The 19769-nt window shown below is 43.8% G+C and carries 16 protein-coding genes; 7 read left to right on the plus strand and 9 right to left on the minus strand.

The window, feature by feature from the left end:
• On the plus strand, positions 1 to 207 hold a 207-nt coding region (locus tag BLR76_RS03620), incomplete at its 5' end, for a zinc ribbon domain-containing protein (protein ID WP_143009181.1).
• Between the two features lie 175 nt (positions 208 to 382).
• On the opposite strand, the gene BLR76_RS03625 is transcribed toward BLR76_RS03620, so the two are convergent.
• Together BLR76_RS03625 and BLR76_RS03630 are read right to left on the minus strand one after the other, a co-directional pair.
• Entirely contained in the window at positions 383 to 1588 is a 1206-nt protein-coding gene (locus BLR76_RS03625; RefSeq protein WP_091265564.1) for an NAD(P)/FAD-dependent oxidoreductase, read from the minus strand.
• A 27-nt stretch (positions 1589 to 1615) separates the two neighbouring features.
• On the minus strand, positions 1616 to 2413 hold the full coding sequence (locus BLR76_RS03630; protein WP_091265567.1) for an SDR family NAD(P)-dependent oxidoreductase: 798 nt from the start codon (positions 2411 to 2413) through the stop codon (positions 1616 to 1618).
• 348 nt (positions 2414 to 2761) lie between these two features.
• On the opposite strand from BLR76_RS03630, the gene BLR76_RS03635 reads away from it, so the two are divergent.
• Both BLR76_RS03635 and BLR76_RS03640 read left to right on the plus strand, forming a co-directional pair.
• Positions 2762 to 5419 (plus strand): cation-transporting P-type ATPase, encoded by a 2658-nt coding sequence (locus BLR76_RS03635; RefSeq protein WP_091265572.1) that lies wholly within the window; start codon positions 2762 to 2764, stop codon positions 5417 to 5419.
• Positions 5420 to 5452: 33 nt separating this feature from the next.
• Entirely contained in the window at positions 5453 to 6742 is a 1290-nt protein-coding gene (locus BLR76_RS03640; protein WP_091265575.1) for a flavin monoamine oxidase family protein, read from the plus strand.
• Positions 6743 to 7159: 417 nt separating this feature from the next.
• Here the strand turns inward: BLR76_RS03640 and BLR76_RS03645 are convergent, their stop codons facing one another.
• A complete protein-coding gene (locus BLR76_RS03645) occupies positions 7160 to 8398 on the minus strand; it encodes a dicarboxylate/amino acid:cation symporter (RefSeq protein ID WP_091265697.1) in 1239 nt (412 codons plus the stop codon).
• Between the two features lie 210 nt (positions 8399 to 8608).
• Between BLR76_RS03645 and BLR76_RS03650 the strand changes: the two genes are divergently transcribed.
• Entirely contained in the window at positions 8609 to 9562 is a 954-nt protein-coding gene (locus BLR76_RS03650) for a 2-hydroxyacid dehydrogenase (RefSeq protein ID WP_091265576.1), read from the plus strand.
• 67 nt (positions 9563 to 9629) lie between these two features.
• On the opposite strand, the gene BLR76_RS03655 is transcribed toward BLR76_RS03650, so the two are convergent.
• The gene (locus tag BLR76_RS03655; protein ID WP_091265579.1) at positions 9630 to 10553 is read right to left on the minus strand and encodes an ATP-grasp domain-containing protein; all 924 of its coding nucleotides are present in this window, start codon (positions 10551 to 10553) and stop codon (positions 9630 to 9632) included.
• 181 nt (positions 10554 to 10734) lie between these two features.
• Positions 10735 to 11916: an FAD-dependent oxidoreductase gene (locus BLR76_RS03660; RefSeq protein WP_091265580.1), complete on the minus strand. Its 1182-nt coding sequence runs from the start codon at positions 11914 to 11916 to the stop codon at positions 10735 to 10737.
• A gap of 132 nt (positions 11917 to 12048) precedes the next feature.
• Between BLR76_RS03660 and BLR76_RS03665 the strand changes: the two genes are divergently transcribed.
• Both BLR76_RS03665 and BLR76_RS03670 read left to right on the plus strand, forming a co-directional pair.
• The gene (locus BLR76_RS03665) at positions 12049 to 12687 is read left to right on the plus strand and encodes a TetR/AcrR family transcriptional regulator (RefSeq protein ID WP_091265583.1); all 639 of its coding nucleotides are present in this window, start codon (positions 12049 to 12051) and stop codon (positions 12685 to 12687) included.
• A 351-nt stretch (positions 12688 to 13038) separates the two neighbouring features.
• Positions 13039 to 13434, plus strand: coding sequence for a hypothetical protein (locus BLR76_RS03670; RefSeq protein ID WP_091265585.1), 396 nt, complete (start codon positions 13039 to 13041; stop codon positions 13432 to 13434).
• A 520-nt stretch (positions 13435 to 13954) separates the two neighbouring features.
• Here the strand turns inward: BLR76_RS03670 and BLR76_RS03675 are convergent.
• Both BLR76_RS03675 and BLR76_RS03680 read right to left on the minus strand, forming a co-directional pair.
• Entirely contained in the window at positions 13955 to 14572 is a 618-nt protein-coding gene (locus BLR76_RS03675; protein WP_091265587.1) for an alpha/beta hydrolase, read from the minus strand.
• 36 nt (positions 14573 to 14608) lie between these two features.
• On the minus strand, positions 14609 to 15529 hold the full coding sequence (locus BLR76_RS03680; RefSeq protein ID WP_091265590.1) for a VOC family protein: 921 nt from the start codon (positions 15527 to 15529) through the stop codon (positions 14609 to 14611).
• Positions 15530 to 15939: 410 nt separating this feature from the next.
• Between BLR76_RS03680 and BLR76_RS03685 the strand changes: the two genes are divergently transcribed.
• The gene (locus BLR76_RS03685; RefSeq protein ID WP_091265593.1) at positions 15940 to 16923 is read left to right on the plus strand and encodes an NAD(P)H-quinone oxidoreductase; all 984 of its coding nucleotides are present in this window, start codon (positions 15940 to 15942) and stop codon (positions 16921 to 16923) included.
• A 160-nt stretch (positions 16924 to 17083) separates the two neighbouring features.
• On the opposite strand, the gene BLR76_RS03690 is transcribed toward BLR76_RS03685, so the two are convergent.
• Positions 17084 to 17797, minus strand: a complete 714-nt coding sequence (locus tag BLR76_RS03690) for a coiled-coil domain-containing protein (RefSeq protein ID WP_091265596.1) — start codon at positions 17795 to 17797, stop codon at positions 17084 to 17086.
• Positions 17798 to 18219: 422 nt separating this feature from the next.
• The gene (gene nhaC / locus BLR76_RS03695) at positions 18220 to 19674 is read right to left on the minus strand and encodes a Na+/H+ antiporter NhaC (RefSeq protein ID WP_091265598.1); all 1455 of its coding nucleotides are present in this window, start codon (positions 19672 to 19674) and stop codon (positions 18220 to 18222) included.
• Positions 19675 to 19769 lie beyond the last annotated feature (95 nt).

A 19769-nucleotide genomic window follows, 5' to 3' on the forward strand; every position in this document is an offset into this window, starting at 1 on the left:
GCGGAGTGGCATAACCGCTCTCTAGTTAAAGTCAGTCAGTGGTATCCTTCCAGTCAACTGTGCTCGTCTTGTGGGCATAACGCCGGGAAGAAACATCTGCATATCAGAGAGTGGATCTGCCCAGAATGCAAAGCGCATCATGACAGAGATATCAATGCAAGTATCAATATATTAAACGAAGGCATTAAAATACTACAGTTTGTCTAACACACTCCAACCGTAGGGACTACGGGGGTAGCCTGGTAAATAAAAGCAACCGCTGATACTCTATTAAACAAGTGTGTCAAGTCTACTTTGTTCCCAGGAATCTCCCACTTCTAAGCGTGAGCGAAAGTGGGGGTAGTTCAACAGATACACTATATGGATAGTGCTTTTATTTTAATTATTCACTGTCTTCTTTTTCTCTAATTAGTCCTTTTAGTGCATCTTTTGATTCAGGGGGATTACTTAAAACATTCCTGACTTCATCAAGATCCGGCTCCACATTCCAAGTCAGGATGCCGACGGGTTTATTGTCTTCAAGATAGTAGACGACCTTGCCGCCATCCACTTCGTCAATGTAATAATCAAGCTCGGGATCTAGCGTACCGATTGCTTTCCAAGAAATATCAAAGACCATTGAATAAAAATAAGGGGTATAGTCATAAGGCTCCTGAGCACCAGCCATATTTTTTCCTGCAGTAGTTCCAGATTTACGAGCATGGTCCACATGTTCAATACGATTTCGTCCAAGAATTGGGTCTGGGTAGTAGGCAATATCTCCTGCAGTGAATATGTCTGGATCAGATGTTCTAAGGTATGTGTCAGTTACTACCCCTTCATCAACTTCAAGACCCGATTCTTCTGCAAGCTCTAGTAAAGGCTTGACACCAATACCTAATACAATTGCATCTCCATACACTTTCTCACCGTTATCAAGAGCCACTACTAGGTCGTCACCATCTTTATCGTAAGATTCAGCTCGAGTTCCACTAATCAGCTTGATGCCATGGTTTTTATACGTGTTCTCGTATTCTTCGGCTAGTTCTTTAGGCAAACGATTGTCACTAAGTGTATCCTGTGGATAAATAAAAGTGACCTTGGTGTTATTCAGTGCAAGGTTAGCTGCTAGTTCAGTACCAATATAACTACCTCCAACGACTATAACATGATTGCCAGAACCTGAAATACTTCTTAAAGTGCGATAGTCATCGAATGTTCTGAACGCAAGCACGCGAGAATCATCGGGCCCCTCGATTCGTTGTGGCTGTCCACCAGTTGCTAGAAGCAATTTTCCGTAACTGAATGTATGGCCATCACTGGTCCGAACGGCTTTGTTTTCTTTATCTATAGAGACAGCAGTAGTCTGAAGAAAAATCTCTGCACCTGTCTCTTCGGTATGAAAGGGAACATCTTCTTCTGTAAAGTCATCATCTGTCCATATTTTTTTAGTTAGAGCAGGTCTAGTATAAGGTGAATCATTTTCTGAAGAAATAATACCAATCGTTCCATCTTTATCAACTTCTCGGATTCCCTCGGCAGCAAACCCTGCTACTGTTCCTCCACCGACCATTAGATAATCAAAATGTTTTACTGAATCTTGAGTCATGTGTGCATTCTCCTTTATCGTTTAGTGTTATATTGTTGCTACTGAACCACCATCGACGCGGTAATTGGATCCATTTACAAAAGATGCTTTATCTGAACATAAGAATAGAATCACTGGAGCCACCTCTTCAACTTTTCCGCGACGCTTCAGTTCAATATGCGGGCGTTCCTCGTCAAGGAAGGACTCAATGGCTTCTTCAAATGAGACACCCAGTTTCTCGGACCGTTTTTCCATCATCTTATCGGTCATTGGGGTTTCAATAAAAGCTGGAGAGACAGTGTTGACGAGCAGTCCCTCTGTAGCATAGGTTCTGGACAATCCCTTTGAAAAAGCCAGAATGCCTGCTTTGGAACAGTCGTATGGCAGTTCATCTTTGTATGGCTGAAGTCCGTTTTCCGATGAAATGAAAACAATGCGTCCCCAGCCCTTGCTTCTTAAATCAGGCAGGAATTCCCGGACGACACGTACCGGTCCAAGCAGATCATCTTCGATCGTCTGTACCCAGCCAGCGTCATCGATTTCATGGAAGAGTCCCTGGACACCGACCGTTCCAGCATTCTGCACTAGAATATCGATCTCTCCGACCTCCTCTTTTATGTAATCATGTAAAGCTTTCAGATCGTCTGTATTTGTGATATCTGCCGGGTAGGAATAGAGGGTGGCTTCAGAATCAAGCCAGTCTATGGTTTCATTCAGTTTCTCTTCATTGATGTCAGTCAGTACGACAGTCACGCCTTCTGCCAGAAACAAGCGGGCCGTTTCTTTTCCGATGCCGGCAGCGGCTCCTGTGATCAGTGCAACCTTGTTTTTTATCCCTAAATCCATGATGAATTCCTCCTGTAAAATCTGATTTTTATTTGATAGCGATTAAAAGCCTCGTTACTGTAAAGGGTACTCCACACGTGTCAAAACTTCAATTATAAGGCTTGACCTCCAGGCCTGGCCTTACTAAGAGTGAGTGAACATAAGTTTTTTGAAATAAAACTGTACACCTTTCTGAAATAAAGGAGAACTGATCGGATTTTCCCTGTAGAAAACAGCAATACTGGAATTAATGAAAGAACCATAGAATGCCGTTCTGTGGTATTCTATAGTTAAGAGAATAGATAATTTAGAATAGATAGGTAACAGGTCGAATCCGTTCAGGAAACTGACAATGGGGAGGAGAGTGTTATGTCTATTGAAAATAAATGGCACCACCTGACTGTAGAATCCATCACGGAGTCTTTGGGCACCGACAAGCAGCATGGGCTGTCGCCTTCGGCTGTCAATAAGCAACGGGAGGCATTCGGGTCCAACACGCTGCCAGAGAAGGCGGTCACACCCGAATGGAAGAAGTTCGTGAGTCATTTCAACGATATTCTGATTTATATTCTGCTGGTAGCGGCTTTAGTCACACTGATTTTAGGCCACTACATCGACACAGCCGTTATACTTCTTGTCGCAGTCATAAATGCTGTGATCGGTTATATTCAGGAGAACAAAGCCGAAAAAGCGCTGGAGGGTATCCGTAATCTTCTGTCACTTCAGGCTACTGTATTAAGGGAAGGGAACAGGGAAGAAATCGATTCAGAACACCTTGTGCCCGGCGATATCGTTCTTCTGAAAGCCGGAGACAAAGTTCCGGCTGATGTGAGGATCTATCAGGCTGAGCGTTTGAAAGCAGAAGAAAGTCCATTGACTGGTGAATCAGCCTCAGTCGAAAAACAGACAGCCGCATTGCCAGAAGAAACAGTCCTTGGAGACCGGACGAACATGGTCTTTTCAGGAACCTCCATTTCTTCAGGAACAGCTAGAGGAATAGTCGTCGCAACAGGAGAGGATACTGAAATCGGTCAGATTAACCGAAGCATGAAAGAAGTAGAGGATATGAAGACGCCTCTCCTCCAGCAGATCGATACATTCGGTAAAATGATTTCGATTGTCATTCTGGTTCTTGCTCTTGTATTGTTCGGCTTCGGATTGCTCATTCATGATTACGATTGGGGAGAACTGCTTCTGTCTGTAATTGGATTGACAGTGGCGGCTATACCCGAAGGACTGCCGGCCATTCTGACGATCATCCTGGCCCTGGGTGTTCAGACGATGGCAGACAAGAAAGCAATCATGAGGACTTTGCCGTCAGTTGAAACGCTCGGAGCGGTCACGGTGATCTGTTCTGATAAGACAGGTACTTTGACAAAAAATGAAATGACAGTGAAATCAGTCATTACCCGTGATAAACTTATTAATGTAACCGGCACGGGCTACAAGCCTGAAGGTGAACTGATTGAAGAGAAAACTGGCAAGCCAGCTGACGTCAAAGGGGATCTGAGATTACTTCTGACTGCCATGATGACAGTAAACGATGCAGAAATACAGGAAGAAGAAGGGCAGTGGATCGTCAGAGGGGATCCGACGGAAGGCTGTCTGATTACTTTGGCTAAAAAAGCCGATCAAAACTGTGAGCCACTGGACCTTATATCTAAAATTCCATTTGATTCAGAATATAAGTACATGGCTGGATTAGTGGAAGAAGAGGGACAGAAAAAGATTTATCTTAAAGGTGCCCCCGATCGACTGCTGGATATGTCTGACCTTGAAGAAGAGTGTGAGGAACGGGCCTACTGGGAAGAGCAGGTCAGATACCGGTCGAGAAAAGGCGAACGCGTCATCGCTGCGGCAGTCAAAGAAGTCGACAGCAGTCTGACGGATATTGATCATGAGGATGTATCGAGCGGCCTGACCCTGTTAGGGCTGACCGGTATTATGGACCCGCCCCGGGAAGAGGCCATCGAGGCTGTTCGCGTTTGTAAAGAAGCAGGTATTCAGATCAAAATGATTACAGGTGATCATAGAGAAACAGCCCTGGCGATCGCCAAGCAGATGGGGATTACTGATCATGACGATGTGATCGAAGGTCGCGAACTGGATCACATGAATGAAGAAGAAATAAAGCAAGCCGTCAGTCAGTCTGATGTCTTTGCCCGGACCAGTCCGAACAACAAGCTTCAGCTGGTCGAAGCGCTTCAAGCAAACGGCCACATTAGTGCGATGACGGGAGATGGTGTGAATGATGCTCCGGCGCTCAAGCGGGCGGATATCGGAGTAGCAATGGGAATCAAAGGAACAGAGGTGGCAAAAGAAGCATCCGAAATGGTCCTGGTGGATGATAACTTCTCGACAATTGTCAATGCAGTCAGTGAAGGGCGGCGCGTCTATGACAACTTGAAGAAAACCATCCTGTTCATTCTGCCGACGAACGGAGCGGAAGCCTTTCTGGTGATGGGTGCCCTGCTTCTTGGCCTTGATATGCCGCTGACACCCGTTCAGATTCTATACGTGAATATGGTGACAGCTGTCACTGTAGCACTCGCCTTAGCATTTGAACCCCTTGAAGAAGGCAGCATGTCAAAACCGCCCAGAAAAGCAAATGAACAGCTGCTGAGTCCATACTACATTTTCCGTATCCTGTTTGTATCGCTGTTGATAGGCGGGAGCGTAATGTGGATGAACGGACAGCTCCAGCAGACCTATTCACTTGCCCATGTCAACACAGTGACGCTGCATGCAATCGTATTCGCTCAGCTGTTCCATCTTTTCAATGTGAGAAATGAGCGGCATTTCAGCTTGAACAGGCATTTCTTTGATAATAAGGCAGCCTTTATTGTTTCGGCTCTGCTTATCCTGTTTCAGCTAGCTGTCACCTATGTGCCGTTTTTAAGCAAGGCCCTCGGGTTATATCCGATAGAAGCGTTCTACTGGCTATTCCCTCTTGGGCTTGGACTGATTGTCTTTATCGTAGTAGAAATAGAAAAATATCTGACTCATCATGTGTTTAAACGAAAATAAAAAGGTAAGGGAAGCCTTTCAGGAGGACAGGTTATGTACAGATATAAAAATGAACCGGTCGATGTAGTGATCGTCGGAGCCGGATTGGCAGGGTTATCTGCCGCAGTAAAAGTGAAGGAACATGGCTTTTCATTTAAAGTGCTCGAAGCCAGCGACCGCGCAGGCGGAAAGGTCTATACCGAGTTTTCTGAAGATGGCAAACGATTCTATGAAAAAGGGGCTCAGTTTGTCAACAAGGATATGACAGAAATAATCAGCCTGATCGAGGGAGCCGGCATGGAACTGAAAGACACGCGCCTGGCAGATGAGTCGATCGTTATCAACGAGAAAAACAAGAAAGCGATCAAATTCAGCATAACTGAAAATCAGGAGCTGCTGAATGATTATGAACTTGAAGAACACTCACGGCTATCAACAGTTTTAAGCGAGTCGATAGAAGGCAAGTGGGAACAGAAAATGCTGAAGAGTTACATTGCTGCTGAAACGACTGTAAGCAGTGACTATATCAATGCCAAAGCGGCAAGAAAAATGATCAGCCGGATCACGACGCGAGAAAGTGAGCTTAAATATCAGGCCAGCGGTCCCTTGAATAATGTGATTACTCATTTGACAGGTCAATTGGGTGATGCGATCCATTATCACGAGCCGGTAATTTCAATCGATAAAATCGAAGAGACCTATCAGATTAAAACTGAACACGGGAATACGTTTGAGGGACGTGCACTTATACTGGCGATTCCACCGACCGTGGCCAACCGTATCGACATGCCGGAATCTCTTCAAAACCACTTCCGTGAAGCCCTGGACAGCTTTCTGGATGGCTCAGTCATCAAACTGACTTTCCTGTACGACGAAGATTTCTGGAGACATCATAAAGTTGGTGGAAAAGAGAAGAAGGTATTCGGTGTCATTTATGTTGGAAACGAAGGCGTCAATGTCATGGACTCGTCTACTGGTGAAGATGAAAACCGTCTGACGATGTTTATTGGTGGAGACAAGGCCAAAGATCTGGTCAAAGTTCCCCCACAGGTCAGAGAGAATTTCGCTCTGGATCGCCTGATTGATGTCTTTGGGGAAGAGGCAGAAGGCTATCAAGATATAGAAGAAAGCATCTGGGTCGACTCGCCGTACACCGGTGGGGGATACGGTGCGATGGTGCACACTGAAGGCAACGAGGATGCAGATGACTTTTTGGGCGTACCTTTTGAACACGCTGTGTTTGCCAGCACTGAACTGGCCCCGCAGTTCCCTCACTTTATGGAAGGAGCTATCCGCTCCGGCAAGCAAAGTGCAGAACGACTGATCGAGGCAATGGAAAAATAAAGCAATTCACGCACTAATAAAAGATGAAGAGGAAGACACTGGCCCGCCGGCCAGTGTCTTTTCGTTACTTCAGCAGATGAGATGGGCTAAATACCGGGACTGGCTGCGTGCAGAGCCTGGAATAATCAGGCGAACACCTCATATTAGTCGTATATGAGGTGTTCAGCATAGTAAAAGAGCAGCGAATCGCTCATAACTCTGTGATATGAGGCATTCGTCTAACTAAAACAGGTATGAATGCCTCATAAACACAACTTATGAGGCATTCAACCGCCCCGACAGTTACTGAGAGATGAGCCTGTGTCTGTTAAATATTTTTAAGTTGATTAGTTATTGATCAGTACGGCACGGCGCATCTGGATATAAAAAAAGGGAACCCAATAGCTATATGCTGGGTTCCCATCATTAGTAAAATCTTTACAGTTCTGATACTTCTGGAACTACATCATCTTGTACAGCAGGGACGTCTTTAAGGAAGTATGTGGCATATACTTTGTCAATGATCAAAGCGATCGCATTGTCACCCGAAACGTTTGCGGCTGTGCCGAAACTGTCCTGAGTGATATAAAGTGTAATCAGCAGGTTGCCCAGAGTACCCGTCGGATCGATGCCGACCATATAGACGAATGGCAGGGCACTCATGATAGCTCCCCCCGGTGCCCCCGGAGCGGCAACCATGGCAACTCCTAGAGTGGCAATGAAACTGGCCATCATACCGAACCCAAACGGCATGTCAAACATCAGTAGTACAGCTGTCACACAAGACGTGATGGTCACGATGCTTCCCATGAGGTGGATTGTGGCGCTCAAGGGAATGACGAATTCACGAATTTCTCTGGATACTCCATTTTTACGTGCACATTCCATATTGACTGGAATAGTTGCGGCCGATGACTGCGTCCCTAAGGCAGTGAAATAGGCGGGAATCTGATTTCTCATAAGTGTGAGAGGATTTTTCCCAGTGTATAGGGCTGCCAGTACGAACATGATCGTAATAAGAAGCAGCTGGAGAGCAATCACGATCAAGAAGACACGCCAGAATACGGATAGTAATGAAAAGACCGTACCAGTGTAACTTAGATTTAGAAAGTTACCGAATATATAAACGGGTAGAAGCGGAATAATGACAGTTTTCAAAATTAGTGTAATGATTTCCCCGAAATCATTAAAGAACTGGTACATGGTTTCTCCTTTGCCATCTTCACGCAGCCATGAAATAAATATGCCGAATAGAAAAGCGAAGACGATGGCCGATGTAACACCGAATAATGGTTCGAGCGGCAAAGTAAATAATGGTTCCAAGGCAGCTGTCTCTTCCTGTACAGTGTTTCTCACCGACGCATCGATAAAGAGCGGAAAGAGTGAAGACGCTAGGAAATAAGCGATGAACCCACCGATCAGAGTCGATGAATAGGCAAGCAAGGCATTAAGACCTAAAAGCTTTCCTGCCCCTTGTGAGATATCTGAAATCCCTTTGACCACATAACCTACGATCATCAATGGAATAATGAAAGACAGCAGACTGCTGAACAGACTTGATACAGTGACTGGGATCTGCAGAATAAAGTCAGGTATGAACTGGATCTGACCCAAAATAATCCCCAGTAGAATAGCCAGAAGCAATTTCGGGACCAGCCCGAACTTAAGTGAATGCATCTTTTTCATAATAAATTCCTCCCCTAAATTTTGTCCTTTAAAGACTTCTATTTTTTCTCCTAAAAAGGATGGTCTGACTAGTATACTATATTAGGAAACAATTAGTAATATAAAAGTAGAAATTAATTTAAAAAATTCACGCTGGCTCCCTTTTTTTCTTGTCGGATGATATAGTAGAAGAGATAAACAGGAATTGGAGTGGATGTATAAATGAAAATTGCACTGATTGAACCGCTGCGTGTCCCTGAAACACTGATTGAACAGCTGGCTCAGCCCATTAAAGACAAGGGTCATGAGTTCATCTACTATAACGAGAAGACTACAGATACAGGTGAACTGATCGAACGAAGCAGAGATGCGGACATCGTCATGATCGGAAACAACCCCTTCCCGGAAGAAGTGGTCGATGCCTTGGACAAGACCCAGTTGATCAACGTTGCTTTCACTGGAGTGGATCATGTAGGGAAAAAAGCGGCTGACCGAAAAGGTATCAGTATAGCTAATGCAGCAGGCTACTCAGATCAGTCTGTGGCAGAGCTGGTCATCGGATTGACTCTGGATGTCTACCGGGCAATCTCAAAGGGGAATGAGGATGTCAGATCAGTAGATTTCCCTGGCATGATTCAAGGGAGAGAAATCCGCGGGAAGACAGTCGGTATTATAGGTACAGGCAACATCGGTTTGAAAACGGCTCAGCTGTTCAAAGCCTTCGGAGCAGACCTGATCGGTTACAGTCGAACAGAAAAAGAGGAAGCTAAGGAGCTGGGACTTGTCTACAAATCGCTTGACGAGGTCTTTAAGGAGAGTGACATCCTTTCCCTTCATCTACCGGTGACCGACGAAACAAAAGGACTCGTGTCTTCAGAAAAACTGTCTTTAATGAAATCATCAGCTATTCTGATCAATTGTGCCAGAGGACCGATCGTCGACAATGGCGCACTGGCTGATCTTCTGAACAAGGATGAGATCAGCGGAGCGGGCATCGATGTCTTCGATATGGAACCGCCACTTCCACAAGATTATCCTCTGCTTAAGGCAAAAAATGCGGTGCTGACGCCTCATGTGGCCTATCTGACAGATGAGGCAATGGTTCAGCGGGCGCATATAGCTTTTGATAACACCTTGGCTTTCATCGAAGGAAATCCTAAGAATATTATCAGGTAAAATAAAAACGGGCTGCCTCTTATCGAGACGGCCCGTTTCATTTTATCCGATTTATTTAAATGCAGTCTTAAATTGCATCCAGTTCGTTTTTCAGATACTTAGCCAGTTCAAGCATAGCAAACTGACCGGCTTCTTTTTCGGCATCTTCATTGTAGTTAGTGTTCGTATTGACGTCGTAAGTGTAGACGTCGCCTTTCTCATCGATAATGAACTCCAGTGCAGCGACATCGATATTCTGAGCATTCAGAAAATGCGTGTAGCGTTCGATCTGATCTTCCGACAGACGGTCGATGATCTTGAACTTGCTCTCTTCCTGAATCAGCTGTCCGTCAGGTCCGATCTGGCAGGCATCGGCCGGACACAACTCAAAGCCGTCGCTCGAATCAACTTTCACGGCATAAACGTATTCACGTCCGACAAATTCCGAGCGAATGATGTGGCCGTCTTCTGAACGGATATACTGCTGGATCAGGCTCAGTCCGTCAATTGAATCTTCAAAATCGGGCCCATTGATGTACTCCTTCAGTTCGTCCATTGTATAGAGAAGCTGGACACCAAGCCCTTTACCAGCCCGGTTGTGCTTAATGATAAATGGAAACTCATTCAGCTTTTCAGCAGCCTTGATGATGTTATCTTTTCCGACCGCACCGATCGTATAAGGTGTTCTGATCCCACTGGCCTGAAGTGCAAGATACTGTTTAAGCTTGCTGACCTCAAGAGAGAGCGCGCCAGTCCCGTTAATGACTCGGGCACCTTTCTGTTCAAGCCAGATCAGAATCTGATCAGTCAGTTCCGGTGCATAACGGTGACCTCTCGTATGAGAAGAGGCACTCATCCGGTTGTAGTAGACCGCGTCTTCAGGCAGATCTTGTATATCGATCATGCCGTCTGACAAGTCCCATTCGTCATAAGGAACATCCAGTTCTTCCAGACGTCTGATCAAGTGTTTAGTCCAGTCCATATTTTCATGCAGAATAATTACTTTTTTCATTTAAACGTACTCCTTTGTCAATAGACTCATTCTCTATTATCCGGCAATCACTTACTTTTTGCAAGTATGTTGACAAGACGAAGAATATACTTGTTTTAAAACAATATCAAGCCATCACGTTACAACTATTAAGTCATAAGGTGATGGCTTGTTTTTAATGAGCTTTTAGACATGTTTTATATTATTTCCAATAGACTTTAGGTAAGTCCAATAATATACTTTTCAGCTGATCTTCACCAGTAGAGTCTATAAAGTGATCTAAATCTTTAGAAATTGACTGTTCCATTTCTAAAGTCTTGTCATGGATTTTTCGTACACTATCTTTTCGGTCATACTCGTAATAATAAAATGCATCTTCGTGATCTACATGATCTCTTATCATTTTAGCCAGATATAAGGCATCTTCAAGGCTTAGAGAGGCACCCAGCCCTGATAAGGGATCGGTTGTCTGTAAAGCATCACCTATAAGAGCCACTCTGCCTTTTGAGAATCTCTCCAGAGACCCAATGTTAAAAACATTAGTAGGGAAAAACGTGCCACTGTTCTGAATTAGTTCTGATATAGGTTCTTTAAAGTCCTTAAAACGATCTGCAAGGTCTTGTTTGAATTCGTCTACGGGTTTATATTCAAGTTCACTTTTAGGTTTCTTTCGGTCCTGAAGTTCAATGAAAATCCATGATAGGCGTTCTTCAGCCGTAGGATGGTGTTTGGATATTGTAAAATTGAAATTATCTTTAAAATAGGATGATATGTGCTCCTGCTCCAAGAACATGCTGGCTTCTTCAAGGTCTCCTTCAGAAGCCATACCGAATACTGCCCATTTATTATTATATCTAAGATATTCGTGCGGAAAGATGAGCTCTCTTGTCCTGGAGTGAATTCCGTCTGCACCGATCAGCAAGTCGCCTTCGTATTCTGTTCCGTCGTCAAAGTATGCGGTGACAGAATCTTTTGTCTGCTCCAAATTTGTCAGTTTCTTCGAAAAATGGACAGTAATTCCTTTACGTTTAGTTTCTTCATAAAGAATATTAACTAATTCATGTCGGGCAATATAAATAAATGAATCATCTGATGAGGGATCGACTCGCAGCGCGTCACTATCCAACATATCTGATCCGTCACTGTCTTTTAATCTGTATTCGGTCAGAGGATGGCTGACTTGAGTCAACTCATCTTCCAATCCGAGCTCGCTGATTACATGAACGCCTTTAGCATGAACAAGATAACTCGCTCCCGCTTTGGTAAAGGCCGGTGCCTGTTCGAATACTTCAGATTTGATGTCTGCTTTTTCTAGAAACAAAGCCATGGCAAGGCCTCCGGTACCTCCTCCGATAATCACTACTGGTTTATTCATTTTATTCATTATCTCACCTCATTATAATATTTTCGGACGGTTGTCCGATTTAGTGTAAAAAAACAATAACTATGATACAATCATAACAATAATCGGACAGTCGGTCAATTATTACAAACTGAGATTACTGGAGTGACAAAGATGGGAAGACCTGCAGATAAAAATAGTGATGAGACAAGAGCGTTTATTCTCAAAGAGGCTCAAAAAGTGTTTGAAAGAAGAGGGTTCAAGTCCACTTCTATGAGAGAAATTCAGAATGAAACGAAAATAAGTAAAGGAACGATATATTATCATTTTAAGAATAAAGAAGACTTGTTCTTGTCCTGTGTTCTTCATTCAGTCAAAGAAGAACAGCTTGAATGGATGAAGTTATCTCAAGGAAAAAGATCGGCCCTTGAAAAGTTGAAATTATGGGTAGATATGGGAATAAGAGAAATGAAAAAGCCACTCACACGATCTTTATACGAATTTGCTGATCAATATTCGGGAGACGAGAAGATTGATGCTAGAGTTGCTAAAGTTATCGACGAAGAGCTGTCCATTATAACCTCTATTTTAAGTAATGGTATTTCTTCTGGAGAATTTAGAAAGGATCTGAACGTCAAGGACACAGCAGTCATCCTGCTGAATATTTTTGAATTTATTGGTGAAACATCAGTTTTCAACTACAAGGATATACAGCAGCAGGCTAAATTGTGTCAATATACGTTTAAACTGATTCTTGAAGGGATAAGGCACGACTCGTCGACCTCCCATTCAATATCCAGTCCATTGATATAGTCTTTCAGCCTATCGATTTGGATGGTAAAGCTGGCCCCAAAGTCATTTCCTGCACGACCACACTTGATAATTAAAAAATCATTTGGATTTAACCAATTCGATGATGTTATCTTTTTCCTCATTGGCTAACATATAAAGTGTTATTATTTCACTTCAGTAAATGGTGACTATCAAGAAGGTACAGTTTCGTTTTCTGTTAACATAAATAATAAAGTTATATTAATAACCGTGAAAGTGATTTTCCAGAACACGTGAACTATTCCAGTAAACTGATTAATACTATTCAAGGGGAGCTGGGAACGAATAAGGTAATGAAATTAAAATAATGAAACCAGAAGGGGAGTTTACATCATGCGTAAAAAAGTATCGATATTTCTCGCCATTACAGCAGGGGTAGTGCTGCTAGTTATAGGACTGTTTTTTTTCGTAGTTGTGGGCGGTAAAGTACTGGATCAAGCGACTTATGTCGAGGACGACCCATTGCCGGATACAGTTGAAGTAGCAAGCACTAACGTCATGGCAGCTGGTGAGCAAGGCAGTATTAACTGGAAAGACGATTACGGAAACGGGGGAACGGTTATGTTCAGTTTCAATTCAACGGATGAATTCGAGTATATGGATGATATAAGTACATTCCCGGAACATATGGAAGATGACCGAGGATTGTTTGACAGTGTAGCGCGAGAACTAATGGAAGAAGCAAATAACGAAGCTGCCTCAGAAGAAGAATCCGAATTGCCCCATTAAGGGTCAAATCGATACATCCGAAAGGGAGCTAGCGACATTTTATAGGGTCATAAGGATATAAACTATAACTAGTGACTATCTAATGGCAGCTAACAGCCAAGTAGTGAAATATACTACAGCTAGAGGCCATCTAGTGAGATTAAAGAAGTGCATAAGAGAATAAACTATAACTAGAAGCCGTCTAAACGCATTTCACAGGCACGTTCGGAAATATAATACAGCTAGAGACCGTCTAGCGACATCAAAGAGTCATATAAAAAAATAAGCTACGACTAGAAAACGCATAGTGAAAGATTAAGTATCATATTTACTCTTTAACTGTAATTAAAGGCTTATTTAACTGTAGTAATGACTGATTTTAAGAAGCAAACTGCAAGTAGAGCTGAAATAATAGCTAATTACATAACATGACTAATAGGATGAAAGTGACCAGAAGTCACTTTCTCATCGAATGGAGCGGAATTATCGCAGGTGGCGAACTGATCCAGGTCATGTCAATAGACAAAGAAAAAATCGCCTGTTAATCCAGGCGATTTTTTTGTTCAGCAAACCATTCTGATGCTGCTTGAACTTCTGTTGAGGTCAGCTGGTGACCATAGTTTTCCCAGTGAATGGTCACTTCAGCTCCTGCTTCGGATAACAGATTTTCCAGTTCGGTTGATTCTTCCGGCGGGCAGATCGGATCATTTGTACCGGCCCCGATGAAGACAGGAAGGCCAGTCAGGTCCGGAAGATCAAGTCCTCTTAAAGGAACCATCGGATGATGAAGGATTGCTCCGGCAAGTGCATCACTGTAATGGAAAAGCAGGCTTCCGGCAATGTTTGCGCCATTGGAATAACCTACAGCCACTACTTTCTTACGGTCAAAGCCGTAATCTTCAGCAGCTTTGTCTAGAAAGCTGTTCAGTTCTTTCGTCTGAAACTTAAGGTCGTCCTCATCGAATACTCCAGGACCAAGTCGTTTAAAGAAACGAGCCATGCCGTTTTCATTGATGTTTCCAAGTACACTCAATACATTTGCGTCAGGATCAATCACGTCTGCAAGTGGAAGCAGGTCGCGTTCTGATCCTCCAGTGCCGTGCAGCAGCAGTAAAGTCAGGTCAGTTGAGTCGGTTCCTTTATTAAAAATGTGTTTCATTTCTCTCTCTCTCCTTTAGATTGTTTTAGCTTAAAATTAGTTTAACAGCGGAAGCACACGCTTAAGCTCATCTCTATGCTTTTCATATTGTTCAGGCAGCTTCAATGACTCACCGAGACTGTCCAGTGGTTCATCTGCAGTAAAGCCGGGAGTATCCGTTGCGATCTCAAACAGCAGTTTACCATATTCTCTGAAATAAAGAGCCTTGAAGTAGTTTCTATCCTTGACTTCTGTGACCTGATACCCTTTTTCTCTCACATGTTTCTGCCACTCTAGATGATCGGTTTCATCAGATGCACGCCAGGCAATATGATGAACAGTTCCGATGCCCATGTCTCCTAATGAATAAGCTTCTAGTGGGACATCGATGGTATGACCTGATGGCCCTTCAGTTGTCAGACGTACCACGTTATCTTCTTCAGTTAATTGATTGAGTCCCATTGTTCCAGTCAGCGTTTCAATAGTCGCTTCCGGATTAGTGGAGAACAGTACAGCGCCAGCGAACCCTTTAATTGCCACTTCTGGAGAAAGACCATCGCTGGACCAGGTGTTGTGTGAACCGGCTTCGCGTTCGACTAGTTCAAGCTGTAGACCATGGACATCTTCAAACTGAAGGACAGTTTCATTGAAGCGTGTCGTTTTATGAACAGTGATGCCTTTTTCTTTCAGACGATTTTCCCAGAAAGAAAAACTTTCTGGAGGAACGGCATAGGATGTGACACCGACTTGTCCGCCGCCGATCTGTCCCTGAGCGCCACTCGTCCAAGGGAAGAAGGTGATGATCGTACCGGGTTCAGCTGTCCCGTTTCCAAAATAGAGATGATACGTCTGCGGATCATCGAAATTCACTGTTTTTTTGACCAGTCGCAGCCCAAGTATGGAAGAATAGAAGTCAGTATTTTCCTGTGGATGCCCAACAATGGCTGTAATATGATGTATACCAGCTGTTTTTTTCATGAATAGTGCTCCTTTTTTTATTACGAATTCGAGATATTATATAGTAAGTATACCAACTTCTTACTTTTTGTCAATAGTAAGGCTTTAAAGCTGTAATGTGTTAGACATGTACTCACATCACAGTCAAACAAAAAAACTGGGACGGCAATTATTATATAGGTATTCAATGAGAGAGGTACGGGCTCACGAAAACAGTGTAAACATGATAAGATAAAGGAAGAGACTGTCGATGAACTGAGTAAATATAGAATCTGGTGGGGCAGTAATTATTCACAGATAACTGAGGATAGATGAGGAAAGGCCTTATACTTAATGAAGGTGATGGAGCATTTGAAATCAATTCATCAAATCCAGGCGTGCATTGATAAAGACAAGTATTTAACAGATGCGTAGAAAGGGGAACAAGATAGATGAAAGCATGGACAATCAACAAACCTGGGGGAAGAGATCAGCTGACTCAAGTTGAAAAAGAAAGGCCTGTACCGGCCGAAGGGGAAATTCTTATAGAGGTAAAGGCAGCCGGAATCAACCGTACGGATACGCTAACGAGGCAGAATACAGCTCTTGAAAAACCTTATCCCATTCTGGGTGTGGAAGTCAGCGGAGTAGTAGCCGAAAACCACGCGGCGCATACCCACTTAACAGAAGGCACACGGGTCATGGGGCTGGTTAATCATGGGGGATACGCCGAGTATGTGACCATGCCGGCCGATCGAGCTATGGTGATCCCTGAATCCCTGACCTTTGACGAAGCCGCCGCAATACCCGAGGTGTTCATGACTGCCTATCAGACCCTTTACTGGCTCGGAGAACTGAAACAGCATGAAAAAGTACTTATCCACGCTGCTGGAAGCGGGGTAGGCACTGCAGCGATTCAGCTCGCTCGTTACCTCAGTGAAGCAGCAGTTGTAGCAACAGCCGGTCAGCCTGAAAAACTTGAACTGGCCAGAGAACTTGGCGCGAGCATTGAAATCAATTACAAGAAAGAAGCTTTCGATGAAGTCGTTCTGCAGCAGACAAGTGAGCATGGCGTGGATGTCATCCTGGATTTCGTTGGGGCATCATACTGGGAAAAGAACTTAGCCAGCTGTGCAGTCGATGCACGGTGGATCCTGATCGGAACATTAGGCGGCTCAACAGTTGAATCTGTCTCTCTAGGGAAGCTGATGAAAAAGAGGATCGCTTTAAAAGGTACACTGCTCACCCCTAGAAGCGATGAGTATAAAGCTGAACTGACCAGAGAATTTTCTGAAGCCTGTCTGCCTCTATTTGAAGAGGGAAGGCTCGCACCGGTCATTCATTCGGTTGTACCTTTCAGTGACCTGCCAGAGGCGCACCGTCAGATGGAAGACAATGAAAACTTAGGAAAGATCATTCTATCTCTTGATGACTGATTTTTTATTAACGAATTTACAAGAATAACAGTATTCACCAGTAAGCATCATACAAAATGATCCCGTCTGTGTCCCAGAAGTTTTTCTGTGAAGCAGACGGGATTTAATGTAGAAAAGGTGCTGACTTTCGCGATACGTAGAATGTTCACCAAAGATTTTCTTAATAGTAGTATTCGGACTCTTCGATTTCAGCTGTGACTGAACGGTGGTTGTTCTGAAGGGTCTTCTGGATATCTTGGACTTCGTAGTAGAGTTCGTTGAGCATATCGATGTTTCGACCGATGGTTTCTTTCGTACTCCAGTCAGAAAAGATATTATCGAAGAAAATATCAAAGAAGCGGTGCATTTCACCGAGTTCCTCGTAAGTCAGATCTGTTTCCATCTGAACATCCTTCAGTTCCTTCTTGTATCGGTCGATGGCCGTCTCAAGGTGGGTCAGTTCTTTTTCTGCCTGATCGATTTTGTTGTATTTAATCAGGTCAGTGAACAAGCCGTCTGAAAACAGATCCCAGGTGGCCATGGAATCGGCTGAATCAAGCTTGTCGAGCGTGGCATCGAGCCTGTCCAGAACGGTTTGGCCGGCTTTATATGCTTCGTTTATTTCCTTGATCTGATCCTTCAGTTCCAGCCGTTTCTGGTGTTCCTGAGTCAGTTTCTCCCTGAATGAATCATCAGACAGTGACAGCTCATGCTTGAGAACATTCAGTCTTCTTTCTGTATCCTGGACCTGTTCACTCAGCGCCTGGAAGTCTTCGCGGGCTTCGAGAAATAGAGCAGTCATCCGGTCGAGATAAATCTTTGCCTCAAGCTGTTCCTGTTTTTCCTTTTCCAGTCTTTTCAGTTCGATCTGAAGCTGCTGGTATGTAGGGTTCATAAGTGCTCCTCCTTTTAGTGCATTCAGTTTAACATATAATTAAAGTAAGAATAATCGGTCTGGAGAGTGATTTTTAAAGGGTGTCTCTTCACTTAATGAATGTTAAAACCCACTTGGATGGTAAACAGAGGAAAGTGGGTCGTAAGATGGGTTTTAGAATCAGCTCGCTGGTTTTTCCCGTCTTGAGTGAGTCGCAAGACGCATCTTGGAACCCACTCTCATAAAAAAGCAGTCTTAGTTCGTCATAAGCCTCGACCTAGCACCACTCATAACCTGTACTCCAGACCCAGTGAATTTAACAAAACGACTCAGGATATGAAACACAAAATAAGAAAAAAGCAATGAGACACCATTAAAGATCGACGGCCTCCCATTGCTTCTAATTTTAATACTAAAACTGTTCAGTTCAATATCTATCTCTACTAAGCATTGGTCAGGTGAGCCTTACCGGACACCTTGTTCTTCTGCTTGCGCTCGGATTTCTTATGCAGGGGTTCTTCTTTTTCTGTCATTGTAAATCCGGTTGCTGCATAGATCAGCGTGATTACTGGTGTAATGAACGCCAGGAAGGTAAACGGCAGATATTCGATTACCGGGATACCTAATGTAGTCGTAGCAAACAGTCCGGCACCGACCCATGGGAACAGCGTACCTGACAAGGTTGCAGCAGCTTCTACTGTACGTGACAGGTTCTCGGGCTTAAGATTCATTCGGTCATATAGTGGTTTCATGATTGTCCCCGTCATAACTGAAGAAAAGTAGATCGCTCCACCAATTGCTAAAGTAAAGTAACCGAATAATAAAGTCAGTAAAGTCAGTGAGAAATGGCTCTGTATTTTGTGAGCAAAGGAATCAAGCAGTGATTCCAGTACGCCTGATTCTGCCAGCATGCCACCGAGTCCTAAGGCAAACAGGAACAACGCGATTAGCGGAAGCATATCAGTGATCCCTCCACGCTGGAGCAGTTCGTTCACTGTTTCATTACCGTAATCAGTGGTGTATCCGTCGTACATGATATTGAAGACGGAGGACAGCGTGTATCCTTGGTAGAAGACCGCCAGCAGTCCGCCGTACATAGCCGCTGAAAAAATAGATATAACAGCTGGTTTTTTCCACAGCATCATGCCGACCAGAAATAAAATAGGGGTTAGTGAAACCCAGTTAATTGTAAAGTTACCTGACAACTGCTGTAATAATTCATCAGTTTGAGACGAATCGATCGAGTCGATACTATACCGAAGGCCAATGACTGTAAAGATGATGGCAGTCAGTATAAATGAGGGGACAGCAGTGTATATCATATGTTTAATGTGTGCGAAAAGTGAGGCTCCTGTAACGGTCGGAGTCAGATTAGTCGTATCAGATAGCGGCGATACCTTATCTCCAAAATAGGCACCACTTAGGATAGCACCGGCAGTAATCCCCGATGGAACTCCGATCGTCTGACCGACTCCCATCATGGCTACTCCGGCAGTACCAATCGCTCCCCATGATGTTCCTGTTGTTGTTGCCACTACTGCTGTAAATATGAGCGTCGTCAGCAGGAAGAATCTCGGTGAAATCATGTTAATGCCGTAATAGACAAGTGCCGGCACAGTTCCTGATGCGATCCATGTCCCGATCAGAATACCGACATTGATCAGGATAAGAACGGATTCCAGTGACTGCCCCATCGATTTGAACAGGACATTCTGGACGTTTGCGTACGTGTAGCCCAGTTTAAGCATGAACGGAATCATAATGAACATGGCGATAAACATAAGGACTTGTATAGGCGCCTCAAAGACGAGGATCCCAATGGAAATAACCGAAATGATCGTAAGTAGTATCGCTAGTGCAAATAAAAAGCCTGGTTTCTTTACTTCTGTGTTCTGCAAGTTAAAACTCCTTTGTGTTTAGTTTTAATTGTCATATTGCTGAATATAGGTAGTTCAGAAAGCAGCTGAACCGTCCAGATTAATTCAATTACTGA

Origin of the sequence: Alkalibacterium thalassium, from assembly GCF_900101165.1 — a bacterium.
Lineage (GTDB): Bacteria > Bacillota > Bacilli > Lactobacillales > Carnobacteriaceae_A > Alkalibacterium > Alkalibacterium indicireducens.